General features: G+C 74.4%; 12 protein-coding genes. 3 read left to right on the top strand and 9 right to left on the bottom strand.

Translation table 11 applies throughout. The annotated features are described in order from the left end of the window. The 7 genes from ACQPZA_RS14275 to ACQPZA_RS14245 form a co-directional block, all read right to left on the bottom strand. Positions 1–534 (bottom strand): acetyl-CoA carboxylase biotin carboxyl carrier protein, encoded by a 534-nt coding sequence (locus ACQPZA_RS14275; protein WP_433281243.1) that lies wholly within the window; start codon positions 532–534, stop codon positions 1–3. Then, positions 531–2,267, bottom strand: a complete 1,737-nt coding sequence (accD, locus tag ACQPZA_RS14270) for an acetyl-CoA carboxylase, carboxyltransferase subunit beta (RefSeq protein ID WP_433281241.1) — start codon at positions 2,265–2,267, stop codon at positions 531–533. The genes ACQPZA_RS14275 and accD overlap by 4 nt, the downstream gene beginning before the upstream one ends. Next, positions 2,264–3,859: a PfaD family polyunsaturated fatty acid/polyketide biosynthesis protein gene (locus ACQPZA_RS14265; protein WP_433281239.1), complete on the bottom strand. Its 1,596-nt coding sequence runs from the start codon at positions 3,857–3,859 to the stop codon at positions 2,264–2,266. Before ACQPZA_RS14265 ends, accD begins: the two co-directional genes overlap by 4 nt. Continuing rightward, entirely contained in the window at positions 3,853–6,126 is a 2,274-nt protein-coding gene (locus ACQPZA_RS14260; protein ID WP_433281237.1) for a beta-ketoacyl synthase, read from the bottom strand. Before ACQPZA_RS14260 ends, ACQPZA_RS14265 begins: the two co-directional genes overlap by 7 nt. Then, positions 6,123–12,548 (bottom strand): SDR family NAD(P)-dependent oxidoreductase, encoded by a 6,426-nt coding sequence (locus ACQPZA_RS14255; protein ID WP_433281236.1) that lies wholly within the window; start codon positions 12,546–12,548, stop codon positions 6,123–6,125. Before ACQPZA_RS14255 ends, ACQPZA_RS14260 begins: the two co-directional genes overlap by 4 nt. Before the next feature lie 112 nt (positions 12,549–12,660). After that, positions 12,661–13,278, bottom strand: coding sequence for an SGNH/GDSL hydrolase family protein (locus tag ACQPZA_RS14250; protein ID WP_433281234.1), 618 nt, complete (start codon positions 13,276–13,278; stop codon positions 12,661–12,663). After that, positions 13,275–14,480, bottom strand: a complete 1,206-nt coding sequence (locus tag ACQPZA_RS14245; protein ID WP_433281232.1) for an NAD(P)/FAD-dependent oxidoreductase — start codon at positions 14,478–14,480, stop codon at positions 13,275–13,277. The genes ACQPZA_RS14250 and ACQPZA_RS14245 overlap by 4 nt, the downstream gene beginning before the upstream one ends. A gap of 270 nt (positions 14,481–14,750) precedes the next feature. On the opposite strand from ACQPZA_RS14245, the gene ACQPZA_RS14240 reads away from it, so the two are divergent. Further along, positions 14,751–15,281 carry a PaaI family thioesterase gene (locus tag ACQPZA_RS14240; RefSeq protein ID WP_433281230.1) on the top strand — a complete coding sequence of 177 codons (531 nt, stop codon included), beginning with the start codon at positions 14,751–14,753 and terminating at the stop codon, positions 15,279–15,281. Between the two features lie 27 nt (positions 15,282–15,308). Here ACQPZA_RS14240 and ACQPZA_RS14235 read toward each other — a convergent pair whose 3' ends face one another. Then, the gene (locus ACQPZA_RS14235; RefSeq protein ID WP_433281228.1) at positions 15,309–16,193 is read right to left on the bottom strand and encodes an MBL fold metallo-hydrolase; all 885 of its coding nucleotides are present in this window, start codon (positions 16,191–16,193) and stop codon (positions 15,309–15,311) included. Between the two features lie 125 nt (positions 16,194–16,318). Continuing rightward, the gene (locus tag ACQPZA_RS14230) at positions 16,319–17,260 is read right to left on the bottom strand and encodes a LysR family transcriptional regulator (RefSeq protein ID WP_169393893.1); all 942 of its coding nucleotides are present in this window, start codon (positions 17,258–17,260) and stop codon (positions 16,319–16,321) included. Between the two features lie 240 nt (positions 17,261–17,500). Between ACQPZA_RS14230 and ACQPZA_RS14225 the strand changes: the two genes are divergently transcribed. Continuing rightward, entirely contained in the window at positions 17,501–18,454 is a 954-nt protein-coding gene (locus ACQPZA_RS14225) for a PDR/VanB family oxidoreductase (RefSeq protein WP_433281225.1), read from the top strand. Positions 18,455–18,662: 208 nt separating this feature from the next. Beyond that, entirely contained in the window at positions 18,663–19,826 is a 1,164-nt protein-coding gene (locus ACQPZA_RS14220) for an ABC transporter ATP-binding protein (protein ID WP_433281223.1), read from the top strand. Positions 19,827–19,835: the final 9 nt, after the last annotated feature.

Raw genomic sequence — 19,835 nt, 5'->3', positions numbered from 1 at the left:
TCACGGCGTCTCGAGCACGAACAGCGGCTGCCCGAACTCCACGGCTTCGGCGTCGGCACCCAGCACCGCCGCCACCCGCCCGCCGCGGTCGGCGTGAACCGGGATCATCAGCTTCATCGCCTCGATGATCGCCACCTGCTGCCCCGTCTCCACGGCATCGCCCTCCTGCACGAACGGGGCCGCACCCGGCTCGGGCGAGCGGTAGAAGACGCCCACCGTCGGAGCCGTGATCCGATGCCCGGCCGGGGCCGCCCCCGGCGCCGTGCCATTGCGTGGGGGCTCGGGAGCAGGGACGGGCGCCGGCGGCGGGGCGGCCATCGGCGGTGTGGGCGATCCGGTGGCGGCAGGCCGGGCGGTGATCTCGCCCGTCGCCCACCCGAGCTCGACCACGACTCCGGCGACCTCCACCCGGACCCGCGACGGCGGCTGTGGCCCGGACGCCGCCAGCGCCACCGCGTGCTCCCGCAGCACGGTCAGCACGGAGCCCAGGTCACCGCCGGGGCGGCCGACCGGAACGTCCACGGTGGTGGTCATGCGGAGTCCCGCCGGGCAGGTTCCGCGGTGCCGGGACGGGCGGAGCCGAATGCGCGGAAGCGCGCGTGCCGCCGCTGGATCCGCTCGGCGGTGGTCAGGGTGGTCAGCGGGGGCAGCGTCTCCCGCAGGACGTCGGCGAGGATCTGCGCTGCGGTGACGTGGTCGCCGTGGTCCGCCTCGGGCACCACCCCCTCGACGATGCCCAGGCGGAGCAATGAGCGGGCGTCCACCCGCAGCGCGGCAGCCGCCCGCGGAGCCGCTGCGGCGTCCTTCCACAGGATCGACGCGCAGCCCTCCGGCGTGATCACCGAGTAGACGGCGTCCGCACACATGAGCACGACGTCGGCGACGGCGAGCGCGAGCGCCCCGCCGCTGCCGCCCTCCCCGGTGACCACGGCGACCACCGGAACGGGCAGGCCCGACAGCAGCCGCAGGTTCTCCGCGATCGCGACGGCCTGGCCCTGCTCCTCGGCCGCGACGCCCGGGTAGGCGCCTGCCGTGTCGACCAGCGTGACGAGCGGCAGCCCGAGCTTCGCGGCCAGCCGCATCACGCGGGCGGCCTTGCGGTACCCGGCCGGCGTCGGCATCCCGAAGTTGCGCCGGGCCAGCTCGGCCGCCGTCCGGCCCTTCTGCGTGCCGGCGACCGCCACCGGGGTCCCGTCCAGCAGGCCCAGCCCGCAGACCATCGCGGGGCAGTCGGCCGTCATGCGGTCGCCGTGCAGCTCGGTGAAGTCGTCGAGCAGCAATGCCGCGTAGTCCAGTGTGGTGGGCCTGCCGAGGCGGCGGGCAGCGCGCACGGCCTCCCACGGATGCCGCTCGGTCAACATGTCGGGGTCGCGGACCAGCCGGGATCGCAGCGACCTCGTGCCGCCGGTCGCTGCTGCGGGTCGCGCCGCGATGCGGAGGAGCCTGCCGAGCACGGTGCGCAGCTCCGCCCGCGGGGCGATCAGGTCGACGATCCCGTGCTCCAGCAGGTACTCCGCGGTCTGGAAGCCCGCGGGCAGCGTCTCCCCGATCGTCTGCGCGATCACCCGCGGCCCCGCGAACCCGAGCCGGGCGCCGGGTTCCGCCACGATCACGTCGCAGAGCGTCGCGAACGACGCCGCCACCCCTCCGAACGTCGGGTCCGTCACGAGGGAGACGGTCAGCACCCCGGCCTCGTCGAGCTGCCGCAGCGCCTGGCTGGTCTTGGCCATCTGCATCAGGGCGACGACGCCCTCCTGCATCCGCGCTCCGCCGGACGCGCTGACGAGCAGCAACGGGGTGCGTTCGGCCAGCGCCACCTCGCAGGCGCGGGTGATCGCCTCACCGACGGCCGCGCCGAGGCTCCCGCCCAGGAACCGGAAGTCCATCACCGCGACGACCACGGGCCTGCCTTCGATCCGGCCGCGCGCGCACAGCACGCCCTCGGCGAGGCCCGTGCGCCGGCGGGCGTCGCGCAGCCGGTCGGGGTAGGGCCGGGAGTCGACGAAGCCGAGGGGATCGGCGTCGGGCACGGCGATGTCGAGCAGATCGGTGCTGCCGTCGTCGAGGAGCTGGGCGAGGCGCTGCGGTGCCGTCAGTGGGGTGTGGTGCCCGCACTCGGGGCAGACCCCGGAGCCACGGTGCATCCGCTTGAGGTAGACCATCGCGGCGCAGCCCGGGCAGACCGTCCAGTCGACGGGGCTCCCCGGTGGCGCGCCGGGAGGCGCGGTCCGGGCCACGAGTGCGGGATCCGGGAGGGTCTGGGTCATCGGGGGCCTTCCTCGGAGGGGCGGTAGGTCGAGCAGCGCGCCGGCAGGGAGACCCCGCTGGAGCGCAGCGCCGCCAGGCGGGACTGGTACGCCGCGCCGCGCATGATGTGGTGCGCGAGAGCGGTGACGGTGCGGCGCTGCACCGGTTCGAGCGGAGTGCCACGCAGCCAGGCGTTGCAGGCGCCCATCGCGGCGCCGCACCACACCTGGTAGTCCGCGACCCGGTCGGGGACCCCCGCGGCGGCCCACCCGGAGGAGAGGCCGAGGTACCAGCGGAAGACCAGTGCCATCCGCCGCTTGGGGTGGCCCTCGGCCCGGGCGATCTGGTCGGGGTCGCGCTCGGCGAAGTAGGCCACGGTGTCGGCCCAGACCTCGTCGAGCCCGCGGCGGAAGACCGTGCGCTCGAGGTTCGCGCGCTCGTCGGCGGGGATGTCCTCGATGCCGTCGTGGCGGCGGTAGAGCTCGAAGAGCCGCCGCGCCCGGGCGGGGAACATCGTCCCGCGCCGCAGCACCTGCACGTCGACACCCAGCTCGAACATGTCCGACGACGGCGCCATGTCGCAGTCGGTGACCCCGGCCGCGCCGAGCAGCTCCTTCACCGCGGCCGACTGGCCCGACTCGACGCACGCCTGGTTCACCGAGCCCGTCACCACGTAGTCCGCGCCCATCGCGAAGGCAGCCGCGGCCGCGGTGGGGGTGCCGATGCCGCCTGCCGCCCCGACCCGGACCGGGTGACCGTGCTCGACGCAGACCGCGTCCCGAACCCGCAGGATCTCGCCGAGCAGCACCGGCATCGGGCGCCGGTCGGTGTGCCCACCGGAGTCGGCCTCCGCGGTGACGTCGTCGGCCATCGGGACGCGCGCGGCCAGCCGCGCCTGCTCGGCGGTGATCCTCCGACCATCGACGAGCCCACGCAGCAGCGGCTCGGGCGCAGGACGCAGGAACAGCTCGGCCACCTCGGCACGGGAGACCTTGGCGATCACCCGGTGGCCGATGCGTGGCCTGCCGTCCGGGCCGGCGGTGAGCCCGAGAGCGCGGTACCGGACCACCTCCGGGGTCAGCTCCAGGAACGCCGACGCCTCGACGCAGCGCACGCCGTGGCGCAGGCAGAGGTCGACCGTCGAGCGCTCCATGGCCGGCTCGCTGGGGCTGTGGATGAGGTTGCAGGCGAACGGTCTGCCCGCAGCCTCCCGGGCGATCCACGCCAGGCCGGCGTCCACCTTCGCCGCCACCAGGCCCGCGGCCCCGAACGAGCCGAGCACACCACCGCGGGCGAGCGTCGCGACCATCTCCGGCGAGGCCAGCCCGTGCGCCATCGCGCCGGCCTGGTAGGCCACCTCGACGCCGTGGTCGTGCCGGAAACTCGCGGCCCCGAGCTGTCGTGGCGGCAGTGGGGGCACGGCGGCGAGCACCACCGACCCGGTTCTGCGGGCGACGCCGCCGTCGCCGGTCAGCCCGAGCCCCGTGGCGTCGCGGATGACGTAGACGGGCTGGTCGAGGTCGGCGAGCAACCCGTATGCGGCGTCGGGCGTCCTGGCGAGCCGGTCGTCGCGGCTCAGCGCGGCGATGTCGAGCACGGTCGGTGTCACCACGGCTGGGCTCCCTTCTCGCGGGCCTCGGCGGCGATACCGTCGAGTTCGTAGATCCGCAGGCCCGGCTTCCACAGGCTCGCGTCGGCGATCACGCGGACGCGGCCGGGCCGACGCTGCACCTCGCGGACATGCACCTCGAGGGTCATCGCGCCGTCGCCGGCGAGTATCTGACCGCGGTAGCGCCAGGTCAGCTCCACACCGGCGGGCACGACGAACTCGGGGTGGTCGAGCTCCGCGGTGGCACCGGTGTCGAGAAGCCACTGCTGCAGCGCCTGCACCACGGCCTCGATGCCGAGCGAGCCGGGCATGACGGGGTCGAGATGGAAGTGCCGGGCGAAGAACCAGTCGCCCTCCTCGACGGGTCGTACGGCGCGGAGATAACCGGCGCCGTGCCGGCCGCCGCCGTCGACGACCTCGATCCGGTCCACCAGGTGCAGCGGCCCGGACGCACCGGTGTCGACGTCGACGACCCGGACCGGCGTTCCCGGCCGTTCCTCCAACCAGTTCGGCACCGACGCGCCGTTGTCCAGGCCGGTCTGGTTGGCCAGGGCGGCGGCGGTGAAGAAACCGAACAGCGACTGCCCGGAGTAGAAGGGGTCGACGGTGTCGCGATCCTCACCGTCGAGCCACAGCGCATAGCGGAACCCCTGCAGGACGGCGCCACTGAGGACAGTGGTGCTCAGCAGCGTCGAGCGCTGCCGGATCGTGCGTCCCCGCAGCTCCACCTCCCGGTGCAGGGTGGCGGAGCCGTCGAGGTTGCGGAGGCTGTAGTCCTGCTCGGGATCGACGAGCGTGGCCCCGAGGTGGTAGCCGAGCAGCAGCGCCGACTGCAGCGAGGTCTCCATCAGCACGACGTTCGGGACGGACGGGCTCGGCGCCGCGCCGTAGTACCAGGCGTCGGCAGGTGAGTCGAACTCCGTCTCGCCGGTCGCGCCGCCGGAGAGCTCGCCCCGGGTTCCCTGCACGGCCATCACCCGGCCGACCAGCCGCAGCCCGCCCGCCGGCGGCCGCGTGGCCCGGCGCTCGGCATAGCGGGCGAACTCCGGGCCCAGTGCCGGACCGAGGTCTCCCACCGAGGCCGTGGCGAGCGCCAGCTCGTCGACGACGGCGAGGTCGCCGGTGATCCCGCGGCGGACGGGGCGCACCGGCGGCCGGCCGCCGCTCCGGGTGCCCATCGGGACACCGGGCGCCTCCCGGAGGGCGACGGTCAGCTCACTCACGCGGGCGAGCACCCGCTCACCCGCGCGGATCTCTGCATCCAGCCGCAGCCACGGGCGCGGCACCAGATCTGCGCCGGTGATCTCGGCGACGACCTCCGCATCCTGGGCGCCGGTCGTGTCGAAGAGCTCGGCCCCGCACGTGCCCACGGGCTGGAACCGCGCTTCCGGTACGCACAGGTGCAGCCCCAGCCACAGCGCGAGCACCGAACCGGCCTGCCAGGCCGCGGCCACGACGTCGGTGTCCCCGGCAGGCACCGCGCAAGGGCCACGCAGGACACCGACCCCGGCCGGGCCGCCCGGCCGCAGCTCGGTGACCGCGCGCAGCAGGCCGGCGGCGAGCCGGGGGGCCTGCTGGTCGTGACGCGCGCCGAAGACCGCACCGGCGCGCCCCGCGACGAGCAGGTCGATCTCCGCCGGCCCGAGGTGGTCGACCGGGGTCGCGGCGAGCGGCTCGAGCGCGCCCTCCGGGCGGAAGGTGGCCGGGGCTGCTGCGAGGGCGGGCGCGGGCGCCGGGACAGCGGGGGCGGTCGGTCCGTCGACCCGCAGCACCGGCCGCTCTCCTGCCCGTACGAGCGCCCCGGAGGGTGTCCGGGTCACCCGCACCTGCTCGCCATGGCGAGGCAGGTCGCCGTCCCAGGTGAGGGCGAGGCGCAGCGGTCCACCGCCCCGCCCCGGACCGTCGCCCAGCTGATCCGCGACGGCGGCGAGCAGCGCCGCCGGGGTCCACTCCCCCGCGCCCGGGACGCCCGGGGTGGCCGGCCCGGCGAGAGCGGCGAGCGCCCGCTCCTGCCACCGGACCTGGACGTCCATGGCAGCACGGTGCGCGGCGACCAGTTCGGCCCGCAGCTCGGCCACGATGCCGGCGGCGAGCGCGGCCGGGTCGTGCGTGGACCGGTCGTGAGTGCTCGGGTCGGACGTGGTCGGCTCGGGCACCCCCTGAGGGGCTCGGCCGTCCGGCTCCTGCGGATGCGGGGCCACCGGCTGCAGAGCGGCGAGCGCGTCGAACGGCCTGCCGTCGAAGCTCAGGACGTCCAGCTCCGCGGTCATCGTCCGGCCTCCCCGGCCGCGCGCCGCTGCACGGCTTCGGTGAACTTCGCCCGCATCTCGGGGGTGCTGACGGCCGTGATGTCGCTCCAGCGCTGCAGCACCGTCCCGTCGGCGGCGTGTGCGGTGACGTCGACGGTCACGCCGCTCGTCCCCGGCCGGAGGTCGTCCACGACGAGGACGAACGGGGTGTCCGCCGGCAGCGGCGCGTACAGGTCGACCCGGCCCACCGACAGCGGCAGGCAGCCGGCGTCGAGGTACCAGACCCCGAGGACACAGGCGGCCTGCAGCACGACGTCGCCGAGCACCGGGCTGTGCCGGGCCGACGCCCAGCCGCCGCCGTCGAGTGGCGTGTCGGGCAGGCGGCACTCCGCGACGAGCCGCACGGGGGTGCGCTCGACCAGCCGCCGCACACCCTGCAGCAGCGGGCCGTGGAACAGGTCAGCGGCGGCGTACACGTCGAGCCCGTCCTCGCGCCCCTCGCCGAGCCGCCACCGCGGCTGCTCCACCGGCGGTGCCGGGCTCGGCGACGGCGGGGCGAGCACGACCGTCGCACCGAAGTGCGGTTGCGGGCGTCCGTCCGGCCCCGCGCTGCGCACCGCCGCGCGGACGATGACCCGTCCGTCGTCGACCCGCCCGTCCTCGAGGTGCAGCTCCAGCTCGGCCGGCTCGGCGCCGTCGAGCACGATCCCGCGGTGCACCTCCACGTCACGGCAGCCGACGGCGACCAGGTCGCGGTGGCGCTGCTCCGCGCCGCGCACCATCCAGCCGAGGGCAGCGGCGACCGGCAGCACGGGGTGGGCGCCGACCCGGTGGTCGCCCACGACGGGATCACGGGTCAGCGGGAAGACATCACGGAGCAGCACCGCCGCTGCGGCGCCCCGCAGGTCGACGGGGGCGAGTGCCCCCGCCGGGCCCACGAGCACGCTGCGCTGCCCCGCCCGGGTGGCGGCGAACTGCTCGACGAACGCGGCCGCACCGGTGTCGGCATCCAGCAGCGCGACGCCGCGAGCGGCGAAGAGCTCCTTGAGCTCGGGGGTGACCATCCCGCCGTCCCACGCGCCCCAATGCACGCACGTGACGTGCCGTCCCTCGGTCGCGAGTGCGGCCGCGACGCGGTCGAGCGCCTCGTTGGCCGCGGCGTAGTCGGCCTGCCCCGGGTTGCCCAGCACCCCGGCGACCGACCCGAAGAGCAGCACGTGCCGCGGTGGGCCGCCCAGCGCATCGAGGACCGCGCGCAGACCGGTCAGCTTCGGCGCCAGTACGGTGCGCACGGCGTCCGGTGTCTTGGCGGTCAGCGCGGCGTCGGCAAGCGCGCCGGCTCCGTGCACGAGACCGGTGACGCGGGCGGCGTCAGCGCCCAGCGCGGTGCGCACGGCGTCGGCGTCGGTGACGTCCGCGGTGAGGTAGCGGGCCGTGCCACCGGCCGCGCGGATGGCGTCGAGGGTCGCCCGGACCTCCCGCCCGGCCCGCACCGCCGCTACCCGCTGTTCGACGTCGCGCGGGGAGAAGGCTCCCTCGGCCGCCCTGAGGTCGGCGATGAGGGCCGGCTTCAGCCCTGCGTCGGGGACACCGGCTGCCCACTCCGGATCGGTGCCGACGAGCGGTGTGCGACCGAGCAGCAGGAACTCGGCTCCGCTGCGGGCGGCGAGCGCGACGACGCACCGTGCGGTGACGCCCCGGGCCCCACCTGTGACCAGCAGGACGTCGGTGGCATCGACGGCCGGTGCCTGCGGGTCGGCGCCGGCGGGTTCCCGGTCGGCGAGTGCCGGACCCCAGCGACCACGAACCGCGTCCACCCCGACCTCGGGGAGCATCGCGGGGTCGTGCAGCTCGGCGAGAAGGACGTCGGTCAGTGCGGCATCGTCCAGATCGGGGTCGACGTCCACCGCGCGCGCGAACACGCCGGGAGCTTCCCTGGCCAGGGTCTTGACCAGCCCGGTCACACCACCCAGCGGTGCGTCGGCCGGGGTGGCGCGGCCGCGGTGGCCCAGACCGCCGTCGAGCCGGGTCAGCGTGACGAACGCGGCGCGCGTGCCCCCTTCCGCGGTGTGCGCGAGCGCGGTGGTGACGCCCGCGGCGACGAGCACGGCATCCGCGAGCGTGCACTCGGCGGCGCCGGCCCCTGCGAGGATCACCAGGCACGCGTCGAGGCGCCCCGCGCCGGCCGCGGCGGCGACGGCCGACACCGTCGCGTCCCCGTCCCAGGCCGTCCAGCCGTCCGCGCCGGGCCGCGTCACGCGGCGGACGGTCCATCCCCGCTGCTCCAGCGCCGCAGTGAGGTGGGTGGGGGCGGGGCCCCCGATCTCGACGACGAGCGCGCCGGGTGCGTCGGCGTAGGCGCGGTCGAGCCGGTCGGGCACCGGTAGCGGGACCAGCGTGATCTCGGCCCGGCGCGGCGGAGCCTCCACGCGCGCCACCTCGGCCTCGGCCGCGCCGGCGGGCGGTGCGTCGGCCGGACTCGCAACCGGTCCGACGGGTCCGCCGCCGGACGGCGCCAGCACGCCGACGATGTCGTCGACCGACCGCAGCTCCGCGAGCTGCTCCGGACCCACCGACGCCACACCCGGCACCCGCTCGGCCACCGCACCCAGGATCTGCACCCGCTTGATCGAGTCGATCCCCAGATCCGCCTCCAGATCCATCCCCGGATCGACCATCTCCACCGGATAGCCCGTCTTCTCCGCCACCACCTCCAGCAGCGCGGCACGGACGTCTGCTGCGTCCACACCGGACACCGGGGCGGTCGGCAGCGCCGCGGCCGCCAGGACGCCCACGATGTCGTCCACCGACCGCAGCTCAGCAAGCTGCTCCGGACCCACCGACGCCACACCCGGCACCCGCTCGGCCACCGCACCCAGGATCTGCACCCGCTTGATCGAGTCGATCCCCAGATCCGCCTCCAGATCCATCCCCGGATCGACCATCTCCACCGGATAGCCCGTCTTCTCCGCCACCACCTCCAGCAGCGCGGCACGGACCGCACTGCCGTCCACAGCGGACGGCTCCGCGCTCGGCACGGGGCTGAACGCGTCGGCGTCGAAACCTGCGGGCTCTCGCGCAGGCGTCGCGGGAGCGGCGTGGCCGTTCGATGAAGGAGCACTGCTCGGGAGGGCGGTCACCGAGCCGGCGGCGGTGGTGAGGGCCCCGGCCACAGTGCTCGGGGATGCGCTGGGGCCGAACGCAGGCGCGGACGAGCCACCGTCGAGTGCGGCGAGGGAGGCGAGCACCTCGTTGGCCCGGACGTGGCCGCGACTGATCGACACCGTCGCGTCCGCCACCGCTTCGACGGCGTCGCGCACAGCGGGGTCGAGGGTGCCGCCGGCCGGCTGGCGCCGCAGTACGTCGACCAACCCTTCGGTGATCCGGAGCTGACTGTCGAGATACTGCGTGTGGAGGTCCATGTGGGCGGCGAGGTCGGGCCGGTCGGGTGGGGTCGGGGGAACCGGGCCGGCTGCCTCCGCCACCACCGGAGCCATGACCGGCGGGGGTGCTGCCGCATCGTTCTCCGACGGGGTGGCAGCCGCCGCAACCGGTGTCGGGCCGGCCGTCGAGGGAACCGTCACCCGGTACCCGTCCCGCAACGCGGCCCGGTAGGCCTCGGTGCGCGCGGCGGGCCGGTGGGTCGTGCCGGTCAGGCTCACCGTCATGCCCTGCGGGGCCACCTCGTCGAACGGGTCGGCGGCGTACCGGTTCAGCCCGGTCAGCGGGGCCCCGAGCACCGCGAGCTGGACGGCGGCGCCCAGCAGGGCGGCGGCGGAGTCGCCGGACGGACCGGCGTCGGTCGGGATCGCCACCACCCCGCTCTCGCCGAGCCCGCGCCGCACCAGCCCGGTGAGCACCTGTTTCGGTCCGAACTCCACGAACGCGGTCACCCCGTCCGCCGCCAGCGTGCGCAGGCCGGCAGCGAACTCGACCGGACGGCGCAGCTGCTCGGCGAGGACCGCACGGTTGGCCTCGGGGTCGTCGCCGTAGACCGCGCCGGCGGTGTTGCTCACCAGCGTTCCGGCCGGTCGGCCGATCACGACGTCGGCGAGTGCGGCACGGAACGCCTCGACCGCGTGCCCGACGGCGTCGGTGTGGAAGGCGGCCGCCACCGGGAGGGCCCGCGCGGCGGGACCCCGGGTGGCGAGGGCGTCGAGCAGGGCGGTCACCGCGGCTGTCGAACCACCGACGACGACCTGGTCGGGGGCGTTGTCGTTGCAGACCGTGACACCGGGGTGCTCGGCCAGGAGGGCGTCGACCTCGGCCCGGCCCGCCGACACCGCCGCCATCGCGCCGGGGTCGTAGCCGGTGCGGTCGGCAGGCGGGGCCATCGCCCTGCCCCGGGCGCGGGCGAGGCGGAAGAAGTCCTCGTCGGCGACGGCGCCTGCCGCCCAGAGCGCGGTGAGCTCACCGAAGCTGTGCCCGAGGAACGCATCGCAGCGCAGGCCCAGCTCGTGCAGGACGCCGAACTGGCCTGCGGCGAGCGCGCCGATCGCGGGCTGCGCGTACTCGGTGCGCCGCAACGACGACTCCCGCTCCTCGGTGAGGGCGGCGGGATCGGCAGCGAACGCCGGCGGCGGGAACACGACCGCCGCGAGGGTCTCCCCGGCGTCGCCGAACTGGGCGTTGGCGGCGTCGAACGCCGCCCCGACCGGAGGGAGATCGCACGCGGCGCGCAGTCCCATGTCGACGTACTGGCTGCCCTGCCCGGCGAACAGCGCGGCGACCTTCAGGTCGGGGCGCGCGCGGCGCCGGTAGTGGATCCCGCGCGGGTGCGACCACTCCGGCGCGTCCTGCGACGCGGCCAGGGTGTCGGCGGAGAGCGCGCGCAGGAGCGCGGCCTCGTCCTCGGTGACCGAGACGAAGCCGATCCGGGCGTGGTCGGGCGGCACCGGGCCGTCCATGGGTGGGGTGTCCCCGCGCAGCAGCGCGAGCAGCGCGTCGGGCGAGGGCGCGTGCCAGAGGTGGGCGCGGGCCGTGCGGTGCATCGTGCGCGCGGCCTCGCGGCCGGTGTCGGCCTCCTCGAGCACGACGTGGAAGTTGATCCCGCCGAAACCCATGGCGGAGGCTGCGGCCCGGCGCTGCGGGCGGCGCGGGTCCCGGATCCACGGGCGCGTCCGGGTGTTGACGTAGAGCGGGCTCGCGGCGTCGAGCGCCCGGTTCGGGGTCTCGACGTTGATCGTCGGCGGCAGCACCTTGTGGTGCAGCCCCAGCGCGAGCTTCATCAGGCTGGCCGTACCCGCGGCACCCTTGGTGTGCCCGATCTGCGACTTGACGCTGCCGATCGCGGCGTAGCCCGCCTCGCCGGTGGCCGCGCCCAGCACCGAGCCCAGCGCGGTGAGCTCGGTCCGGTCGCCCACCGCGGTGCCCGTGGCGTGCCCTTCGAACAGCTCGACCGACGCCGGCGAGCAGTCGGCGTCGGCGTAGGCGCGCCGCAGAGCGAGCTCCTGGCCGGACGCACGCGGGGCGTAGATGCTCCCGTAACGGCCGTCGCTCGACGAGCCGATACCGCGGACGACGGCGTAGACGCGGTCGCCGGCACGGCGGGCGTCGGCCAGCCGCTTGACGGCCAGCATCCCGATGCCCTCGCCGACCAGCGTGCCGTCCGCGGTGTCGTCGAAGGGCTTGATCCGCCCCGACCTCGACAGAGCCTGGGTGCGGGAGAAGCACATGAAGCCGAAGATCGTGTTCTCGGTGTCGCAGCCGCCGACGATCATGAGGTCGGCCCTGCCGTCGACGAGCTCGCTCGCCGCGAGCCGCAGCGCCGAGAGCGAGCTGGCGCAGGCGGTGTCGACCGCACAGTTCATCCCGCCGAGGTCGAGGCGGTTGGCGATGCGGCCCGCCGTGACGTTGCCCAGCAGGCCGGGGAAGGTGTTCTCCTCCCACGGCGGAAACGCGAGGAGGTACTTCTCGGCGATGGCCTCCGCATCCGCGTCGGTGAGACCGCAGCTGCGCACCACCTCCTTGAGCACCGGCGTCTCCAGCCGCGCCGCCATCGGGTGGGTCAGGGGCATGGGCCCGGTGACGCCGAGGACCACACCGGTACGGACGGGGTCGTACCACTGCGAGCCGGGCGCGCCGGCGTCGCGGAGCACGTCGCGGGCGACGATGAGGCTGAGCAGCTGAACGGTGGTCGTCACCTCGAGCTGGTTCGGCGGCATCCCGAACTCACCGGGCGAGAACTCCGTCGGCGGCAGGAAACCGCCGCGGGTGCAGTACGTGGTGTCGGGCCGCGACGGGTCCGTCGACGGCTCCGGGTCGTAGTAGTCCTCGGGACGCCAGTGCGTGGCCGGGACCTCGGTCGTGCAGTCCGTCGCGTCGACGATGTTCTGCCAGTAGTCACGATAGTTCCGGGCCATCGGGAACAGTCCGGCCATACCCACGATGGCGAGGGGCTCGGCGGCCAGCTTGCGTTCCGTTCGTGCGCTCGCGTCGTTCACTGGAACCTCTCTGCTGCACTTCTCGACAAGACGCGGTGCGTTTTCGTGAATCGGCGAACGGCAGTGGTGACGACTGCGGCACCGGAGTTTCTGCCGGTCGGTGGAGGGCCTTTTACCGCCGCACGTCCGCGCCGGCCAGCATCGCCGCGATCTCCACCGCGATCGTGCGGTGGCCGAGCGCAGACGGGTGGATCCCGTCCGGATACCACATCGACGGGTCGTCGGTGAGGTCGGCGGTGGCCAGCGCGTAGCGCCGCACACCCAGCTCGTCGCACAGCTGCGCGAGATGCTCGTTCGCGTCGGCGAACCGTTCACGCAGCAGGGCCACCGTCGGCGCCGGGAGGCCCGGGATGCGGCCGGGGATGTCGGGGTAGTCGTGGGTGAAGACGGTCCGGCCCGGCACCGCGGTCGCCACCTCGAAGATCGTGCGCAGGTTCGCCCGCATCCCGTCACGGTCGTAGGCGCGCACCAGGTCGTTGCCGCCGACGGCCACGCCGAGCAGTGGTGTCGTCACCTCGGCGACGGCCGGGAGCTGGGCATCGACGACGTCCTGCGTGGTGGCCCCGAAGGCACCGAGGTTCAGCACGGCGGCCTCGTCGATCCCGAGCAGCCGCGCCACCCGCGGCACCCACCCGACGAACGTTCCGTCCGGACGGGGGTCCCCGCGTCCTTCGGCGAAGCTGTCGCCGAGCACCACCATGGCGTACTCGCGCCGGGCCCCACCGCTCACGCCGCCACCCCGGCCCGAGCCATGATCGAGGCGACGTTGGCCGGGGCGAAGAACTCCTCGCCGGTGATCCCGCCGCCGACCATCGTGTAGAACTGCTCGGTCGCCGCCGCGTCGACGCTGACGGCGGCCACGAGCGCCTGCAGCTCCGGCGCGAGCTCCAGCTCGGAGATCATGCACGTGAAGTCGTAGCCGGATCGGCTCTCGGCGTCGCGTTCGCGCTGGTAGTCGGCCAGCGCCTCGGCCATCGGCCGCCCGCCCGTCAGACCCTCGTGCAGGCGGTCGGCGAGCAGCTCGGCGTGGACGAACGCGTCGGAGATGCCCTTCCCGGTGAACGGGTCCTTGTGGTAGCCGGCGTCGCCGACGAGCGCCCAGCCCGGACCCTGGCTGACGCGGTAGAAGTTGTCCGGGTAGCGGATGGCGCGATAGGGCTCGAGCTGCGTGCCGCCGGCCACCTCCTCCGCCATCCCGGGGTCGATCCGGCGGATGGTCTCGTGGAACTTCCCGTCCACGTCACGGCGGAAGTCGGCGAACGTGTCGCGTCGGCGCATGATCGCCACCAGGGTCTGACCGTCGTTCGTGGGCCACGCACCGAACTGCTGGCGCTCCCGGATCCGGCTGTGGAACTGGACGTCCAGGCCGTCCCAGTAGCTGTAGTAGATGAAGCACGCGGCCGGGACGACGTCGTAGCGGTCCGCGCCGACGGCGTCGGCCACGAAGGAGCCGCTGCCGTCGGCGCCGACCACGACGGCGGCCCGTTCCTCGACGGTCCGGCCTGCGTCGTCCCTCCCGCGGACGCCGACGACCGCACCGTCGGCGAACACGAGCTCGGTGACGGTGAACCCGAGCCGGACCTCGGCACCTGCCTGCTCGGCCGCGCGCAGCAGGATCGGGTCGAGCACCGTGCGCCGGGGGGCGATCGTGGCCGTGATCCCGTCGATGGGGGCGGCGAACCCGGAGATCACCGAGTCGCCGAAGGACACTGTCATGTTCGTGATCGGAGCGACGCCGGTGGCGAGCACCTCGTCGAGCAGACCCCAGCGCTGCAGCCGGGACAGGCCGTACTGCTGCAGGTAGTGCGTGGAGACGGTGTCGGCCGGCAGCGCGGTGCGGTCGAGCACGAGCACGCGGTGCCCCTGGCGGGCAAGCAGCATGGCGAGTGGCGAACCGGCGCAGCGGGCACCGACGATGATGGCGTCGTACATGGCGACGTCTACTCCTCGATCGGGGAATGATCACCGGACGATCACGAGTGCGTCACTGCGGATCGGATCGCTCTACCCGGGTGTCGCCTACAGGTCTACGGGGCCGACAGAATTCGTGTCAATGCACGGAGCCCGGCGATGCCGCAGCGCTATCGCCCCATCCCCGACCCTTATCAGCAACTCATCCGAAGCGGTCCGGACGCCTTTCTTTCGACATCGGTGAACATTTCGTTCATCCCCTGTCCACATTTCCCGGCACTAATATCGTCCATGTCTCCCGACCTGAACCCACTGACATCCGTCGTCGCTGCCGAATCCGCTCGGCTCGCTGCGGCGGGCACCGATGTGATCGACCTCGAGCGGCTGCGCACCGTCGTCGACTCGATGGTGCCGTTCAACAACTTCGTCGGCGTCCGGATCACCGAGCTCAGCCGCGAGCACGCCGTCGCCGAGCTGCCGGTGCGCGACGAGCTGCTCAACCACTTCGGCACGGTCCATGCCGGCGCGCTGTTCCTCGCCGCCGAGGTGGCCGGGGCCGGGGCGTTCTCCGGGGCGATGGCCCCGCGCGTGCTGCAGGTACAGCGGTTCGTGCTGCGCGAGAGCAAGGTCGGCTTCCTCAAGCCCGCGAGCGGCCGGATCCGCGCCCGCGCCACCGTCGACCAGCACGTGGTGACCGAGGTACTGGCCCGCCGGTCGGCCGAGCGGTTCGAGCTGACCGGCACCGCCCTGCTGCACGACGACGCCGGCCTGCTCGTGGCCCGCGTCGAGCTCGACTACGTGGCCTGGATCGCGGCAGCGTGAGGTGGAGCGCTGCGGTTCGCCCGGCGGTTACTGACCGGGGACCGCCGCCGGGAGGCGGGGTGCGGCCGGCAGCGCAGGCGACACCGGGAACCGCCTGCCCGGTGCGGCGAGCCGCACCGGTCCGACGAACACCGCAGCGGCGGCGGCGCGGCGCGCTGCGAGTACCGCAGCATCTGCGGTGGTGAAATGCGTGAGCACCAGCTCCCCCACACCGTGGGTGGCCGCGACCGTGCCGGCGTCGGCCCCGGAGAGATGCCCGTGCGGTCCGGTGTCGGTGTGGTCCAGGGTGGCCTCGGCGAGCAGCAGGTCGACGCCGTGACACAGCGGCCCCAGCCCGGCGGCGAGACCGGTGTCCCCCGTGTAGGCGAGACTGCCGGTGGGTGACTCGATCCGCACGCCGCAGTTGGGCGCGGTGTGCCGCAGCAGGTGCATCGAGAGCCGGCATGCACCCAGCTCCACGACGTCGCCCGGCCGGTACTCGCGCACGTCGAATGCGATGTCGAAGGCCCGGTCGAGCAGCGGGAACGTCGCGACCGGGAAGAGGGCCGCGAGCCGGTCGAGCACGCTGCGGCCGCCCTCCGGCACGTACAGCGGGACGCCGGGGGCGCTCTGGTCCAGGCTCTGCAGCGCGGTGAAGGGATCGGCGTCCGGTAGCTCGGCCAGCACCTGCCGGGCCCGGGTGTGCAGGAGTGCCTTGCCCAGTGGCAGCAGGTCGTAGCAGTGGTCCAGGTGCAGGTGGCTGATCACCACGGCATCGAGCGCGGCGGGCGCGGCGACGGCGGACAGTGCGGTGACGATGCCCGGCCCGCAGTCCAGCAGAAGAGTCGTCGGCCCCGCCTCGACCAGGTAGCCGGAGCTGGGCTGGCCGTCGGCGGGCATGCCCGACCGGCAGCCGAGCACGGTGAGCTGCATGCGCGGGAGTCCCTCCGTCGTTGCGGCGACGGCGGGTCGCCGATCGTGGAACGACGATGCGGAAGCTGCGCGGCCGGGGCAATGAGCAGTTCGCTAACAGACGATCGGGGATCGCAATCGTCTCGCTACGACGCCGGCGACAGCCGGTCCGGGCCGGGCTCCGGGTCCGGCTCGCGCCAGGTGAAGGGCCCCGAGGCAGCGAGGCTGGCCAGAAAGGCTTCGAGCACCGGCGAGGTGTCGCCGGCCCGCCAGGCCGCGTACAGGTTCAGCCGGGGGACCGGTCCCGTCAGCGCCACGGCGACGAGCCCCTGCGAGCCCGCGCGCACCGCCCGGGCCGCCGACGCGAAACCGAGGAGCGGGCGCGCGGCCACCACCACGGCTGTCGCCAGCGGGTCGTCCACCTCCTCCGCGACGACGAGCTCGGTACCGGCCCGCGCAGCGGCATGCACGATCGCGTCGTGCATGGCCGGGCTCTGACCGCGCCGGAACAGCACGCACGGCCGCTCCCCCAGCTCGAGCATCGAGATCGACTCGCGGCGCGCCCACGGGTGCCGCGGAGCCACCACGGCGACCACCGGCAACGAGAGCAGCTCCCGGGACTCCAGCTGCGCCGTCCGGGGCCGCCCGTAGACGAACCCGACGTCGAGCTCGTCGTTCAGCAGCGCCTCGACCTGCGGGCCACTGCGTCGCTCCCACAGCTGCGCCTGCACCTTCGGGTGGTCGGCGGCGAGCCGGGCCAACGTGGGCGGCAGCACGCTCAGCCCGGCCGGGAAGTTGAACCCGACGCTGACGGTGCCCGACCTGCCCTGCGCAGCCGCCTTCGCCGCCTCCACGGCCCGCGCAGCCTGTCCGACGAGCCGTTCGGCCTCCTTGCGGAACGCCTCCCCTGCCGGAGTCAGCCGGACCTCGTGTGACGTGCGGCTGACCAGCTCGACGCCGACCTCCCGCTCCAGCCGTTGCAGCTGCTGGCTCAGCGACGGCTGCGCGAGGTGCAGCCGGGCTGCCGCCCGTCCGAAATGGAGCTCCTCGGCGATCGCCAGGAACGACACCAGGTACCGGAATTCCATCGCCTGCCCCTCCCCCTGAGACGACCACGTTAGGGGTCTTTTGTGACGCTTGAGCAGATCAGCCGGTGGTGGCTGCGCGAACAGTGCGTGACGCGGACAGGCCCGTCAGGGGACCTGCCGGAGGCACGGCGGTGACATCCCGCCGCCGTCTCCGATCGCGCGATCGGCGTCCGCTCTCACCGCCCCCGGACGTGAGCGTCCGACCCTACGGTCGGCCCGCCGCCGATCCGAGGACCGACGATGACCGATACCCGCACTCCCGAACCCGTTCTGGACGCGCGCGTCCGCACCGTCCGCACCGCCGCCGACGGGGTCCGCGAGCTGGTCCTCACCGCGCCTGCGGGTGGCCCACTGCCGGCATGGTCGCCGGGAGCGCACATCGACCTGCTGCTCGGCCCTGGTCTGGTGCGGCAGTACTCGCTGTGCGGGGACCCGGAGGACCGCACGCGCTGGCGGGTGGCCGTCCTGCGGCAGCCCCTCGGGCGCGGCGGTTCCGCCCTCGTGCACGACCGCATCCGGGCCGGGGACCTCCTGCGGGTGCGCGGGCCGCGTAACAACTTCCCGCTCCTGCCAGCCGCTGCCTATCTGTTCGTCGCGGGTGGGATCGGCATCACGGCGCTGCTGCCGATGGTCGCGGCGGCCGACGCTGCCGGGGCCGACTGGCGCCTGCTCTACGGCGGCCGCTCCCGCAGGTCCATGGCGTACCAGGAGGAGCTCGCGCGGTACGGGTCGTGCGTCGACGTCTGCCCGCAGGACGAGACGGGCCTGCTCGATCTGGACGGGGCGCTGGCCACCGCTCCGTTCGGAGCGCTCGTGTACTGCTGCGGCCCGGAGCCGCTCCTGCGGGCCGTGGAGCAGCGGCGCGCAGGCCCGCGGCTGCACGTCGAGCGGTTCGCGCCGCGCCCTGTGGAGGACGCGCCCGGCACCGCGGCGTTCGAGGTGGTGCTGCGCCGGTCCGGCCGGACGGTGCACGTCGCGGCGGACGAGTCGGTGCTCGCCGCGGTGCAGGCCGCGGGCGCAGCCGTGCTCGACTCCTGCCGCGAGGGCACGTGCGGTACCTGCGAGACGACGGTGCTCGCAGGCCGGCCCGATCACCGCGACTCCGTGCTCGACGAGGACGAGCGCGCTGCGGGGGCGACGATGATGGTCTGCGTCTCGCGGTCGCTCACCCCGGTGCTCGAGCTGGACCTGTGACCGGCCGCCGACCGCGCGGACGTCGATCGAGACGGTGGATCGGCACAGTGCAACTGCCGATCATCGCAGCTCATCGCCCCTGGAAGCGGTGCCTCGATCGGATGTCGGGACCTGGCGTTCACCTCGCCTCCACGCAGCCGTGCTGGCATCCCGCCGCGCGCACCGCGATCTCGGGGTGCGCCGGTCGGCCAGGAAGGACGTCCCGCCCGTGAGTCGGATCCAGATCGAAGGGCTGACCCGCCGCTTCGGCGCCGTCACCGCCGTCGACCACGTCGACCTCGATGTCCCCGACGGTGACTTTCTCGTTCTCCTCGGGCCCAGTGGCTGTGGCAAGTCGACGCTGCTGCGGATGCTCGCGGGACTGACCCCGCCGTCGGCGGGCCGGATCCTGCTCGACGGTCGCGACATCACGGCCACCCCGCCCCGCGACCGTGACCTCGCCATGGTGTTCCAGAGCTACGCGCTGTACCCGCACCTGACCGTCGCCCGCAACATCGGCTTCCCGCTCCGGGCCCGGCGCCGTCCACGGCACGAGGTCGCCTCCCGCACCGAGACCGTCGCGCGCGTCCTCGGGCTCGAGGAACTGCTGCACCGCAGGCCGCGCGAGCTCTCCGGCGGCCAACGCCAGCGGGTGGCGCTGGCGCGCGCGCTGGTCCGCGATCCCGGGGCCTTCCTGCTCGACGAGCCACTGTCCAACTTGGACGCCACGCTGCGGACCGCGACCCGCGCGGAGCTCACGGAGCTGCACCGCCGGCTGGGCTCGACGTTCGTGCACGTCACCCACGACCAGGTGGAGGCGATGACCATGGCCACCCGGATCGCGGTGCTGAACGCGGGACGGCTGGAGCAGGTCGGCACGGCGGCGCAGGTCTACGACGAGCCCGCGTCCGTCTTCGTCGCCGGGTTCCTCGGCTCGCCCGCCATGGGTCTGCTGCCCGGGCGGATCGAACACGTCGAGGGGAGCCTGCGGGTGCTGGCCCCCGACGTCGACATCCCGCTCGGTGGGCCGGACCCGGAGGACGCAGGCCGCGAGGTCGTCCTCGGCATCCGCGCCGAACACCTCCTCCTCGTCGAACCCACCGCAGCGCCCCGGCCCGGTGCCGCGCAGCTGCGCGGCACCGTCCGGCTGGTGGAGAACCTCGGCAGCGAGGAGGTGGCGCACTGCCTGGTCGGCGACGCCCGGCTGCCGGTGCGCGGCCCCCGACCGCTCGGGCTCGCGGCGGGCGATCCGGTGACCCTCACGACCGCGCCCGAGCGCGTGCACCTCTTCGATCCGGCCAGCGGCCGCCGGCTCGTCCGGCGTCGCGCCCCGGCCGGCACCGCTGCCGTGTCCACGCACGTCCCCGATCTGTCCGCCGTCTCACCCAGCTGAGGAGCACAA

Origin of the sequence: Pseudonocardia xinjiangensis (assembly GCF_050948425.1) — a bacterium.
Taxonomy (GTDB): Bacteria; Actinomycetota; Actinomycetes; order Mycobacteriales; family Pseudonocardiaceae; genus Pseudonocardia; species Pseudonocardia xinjiangensis.
Note: the sequence above shows the minus strand (reverse complement) of the source record. Positions and strands in the feature narration are given on the sequence as shown.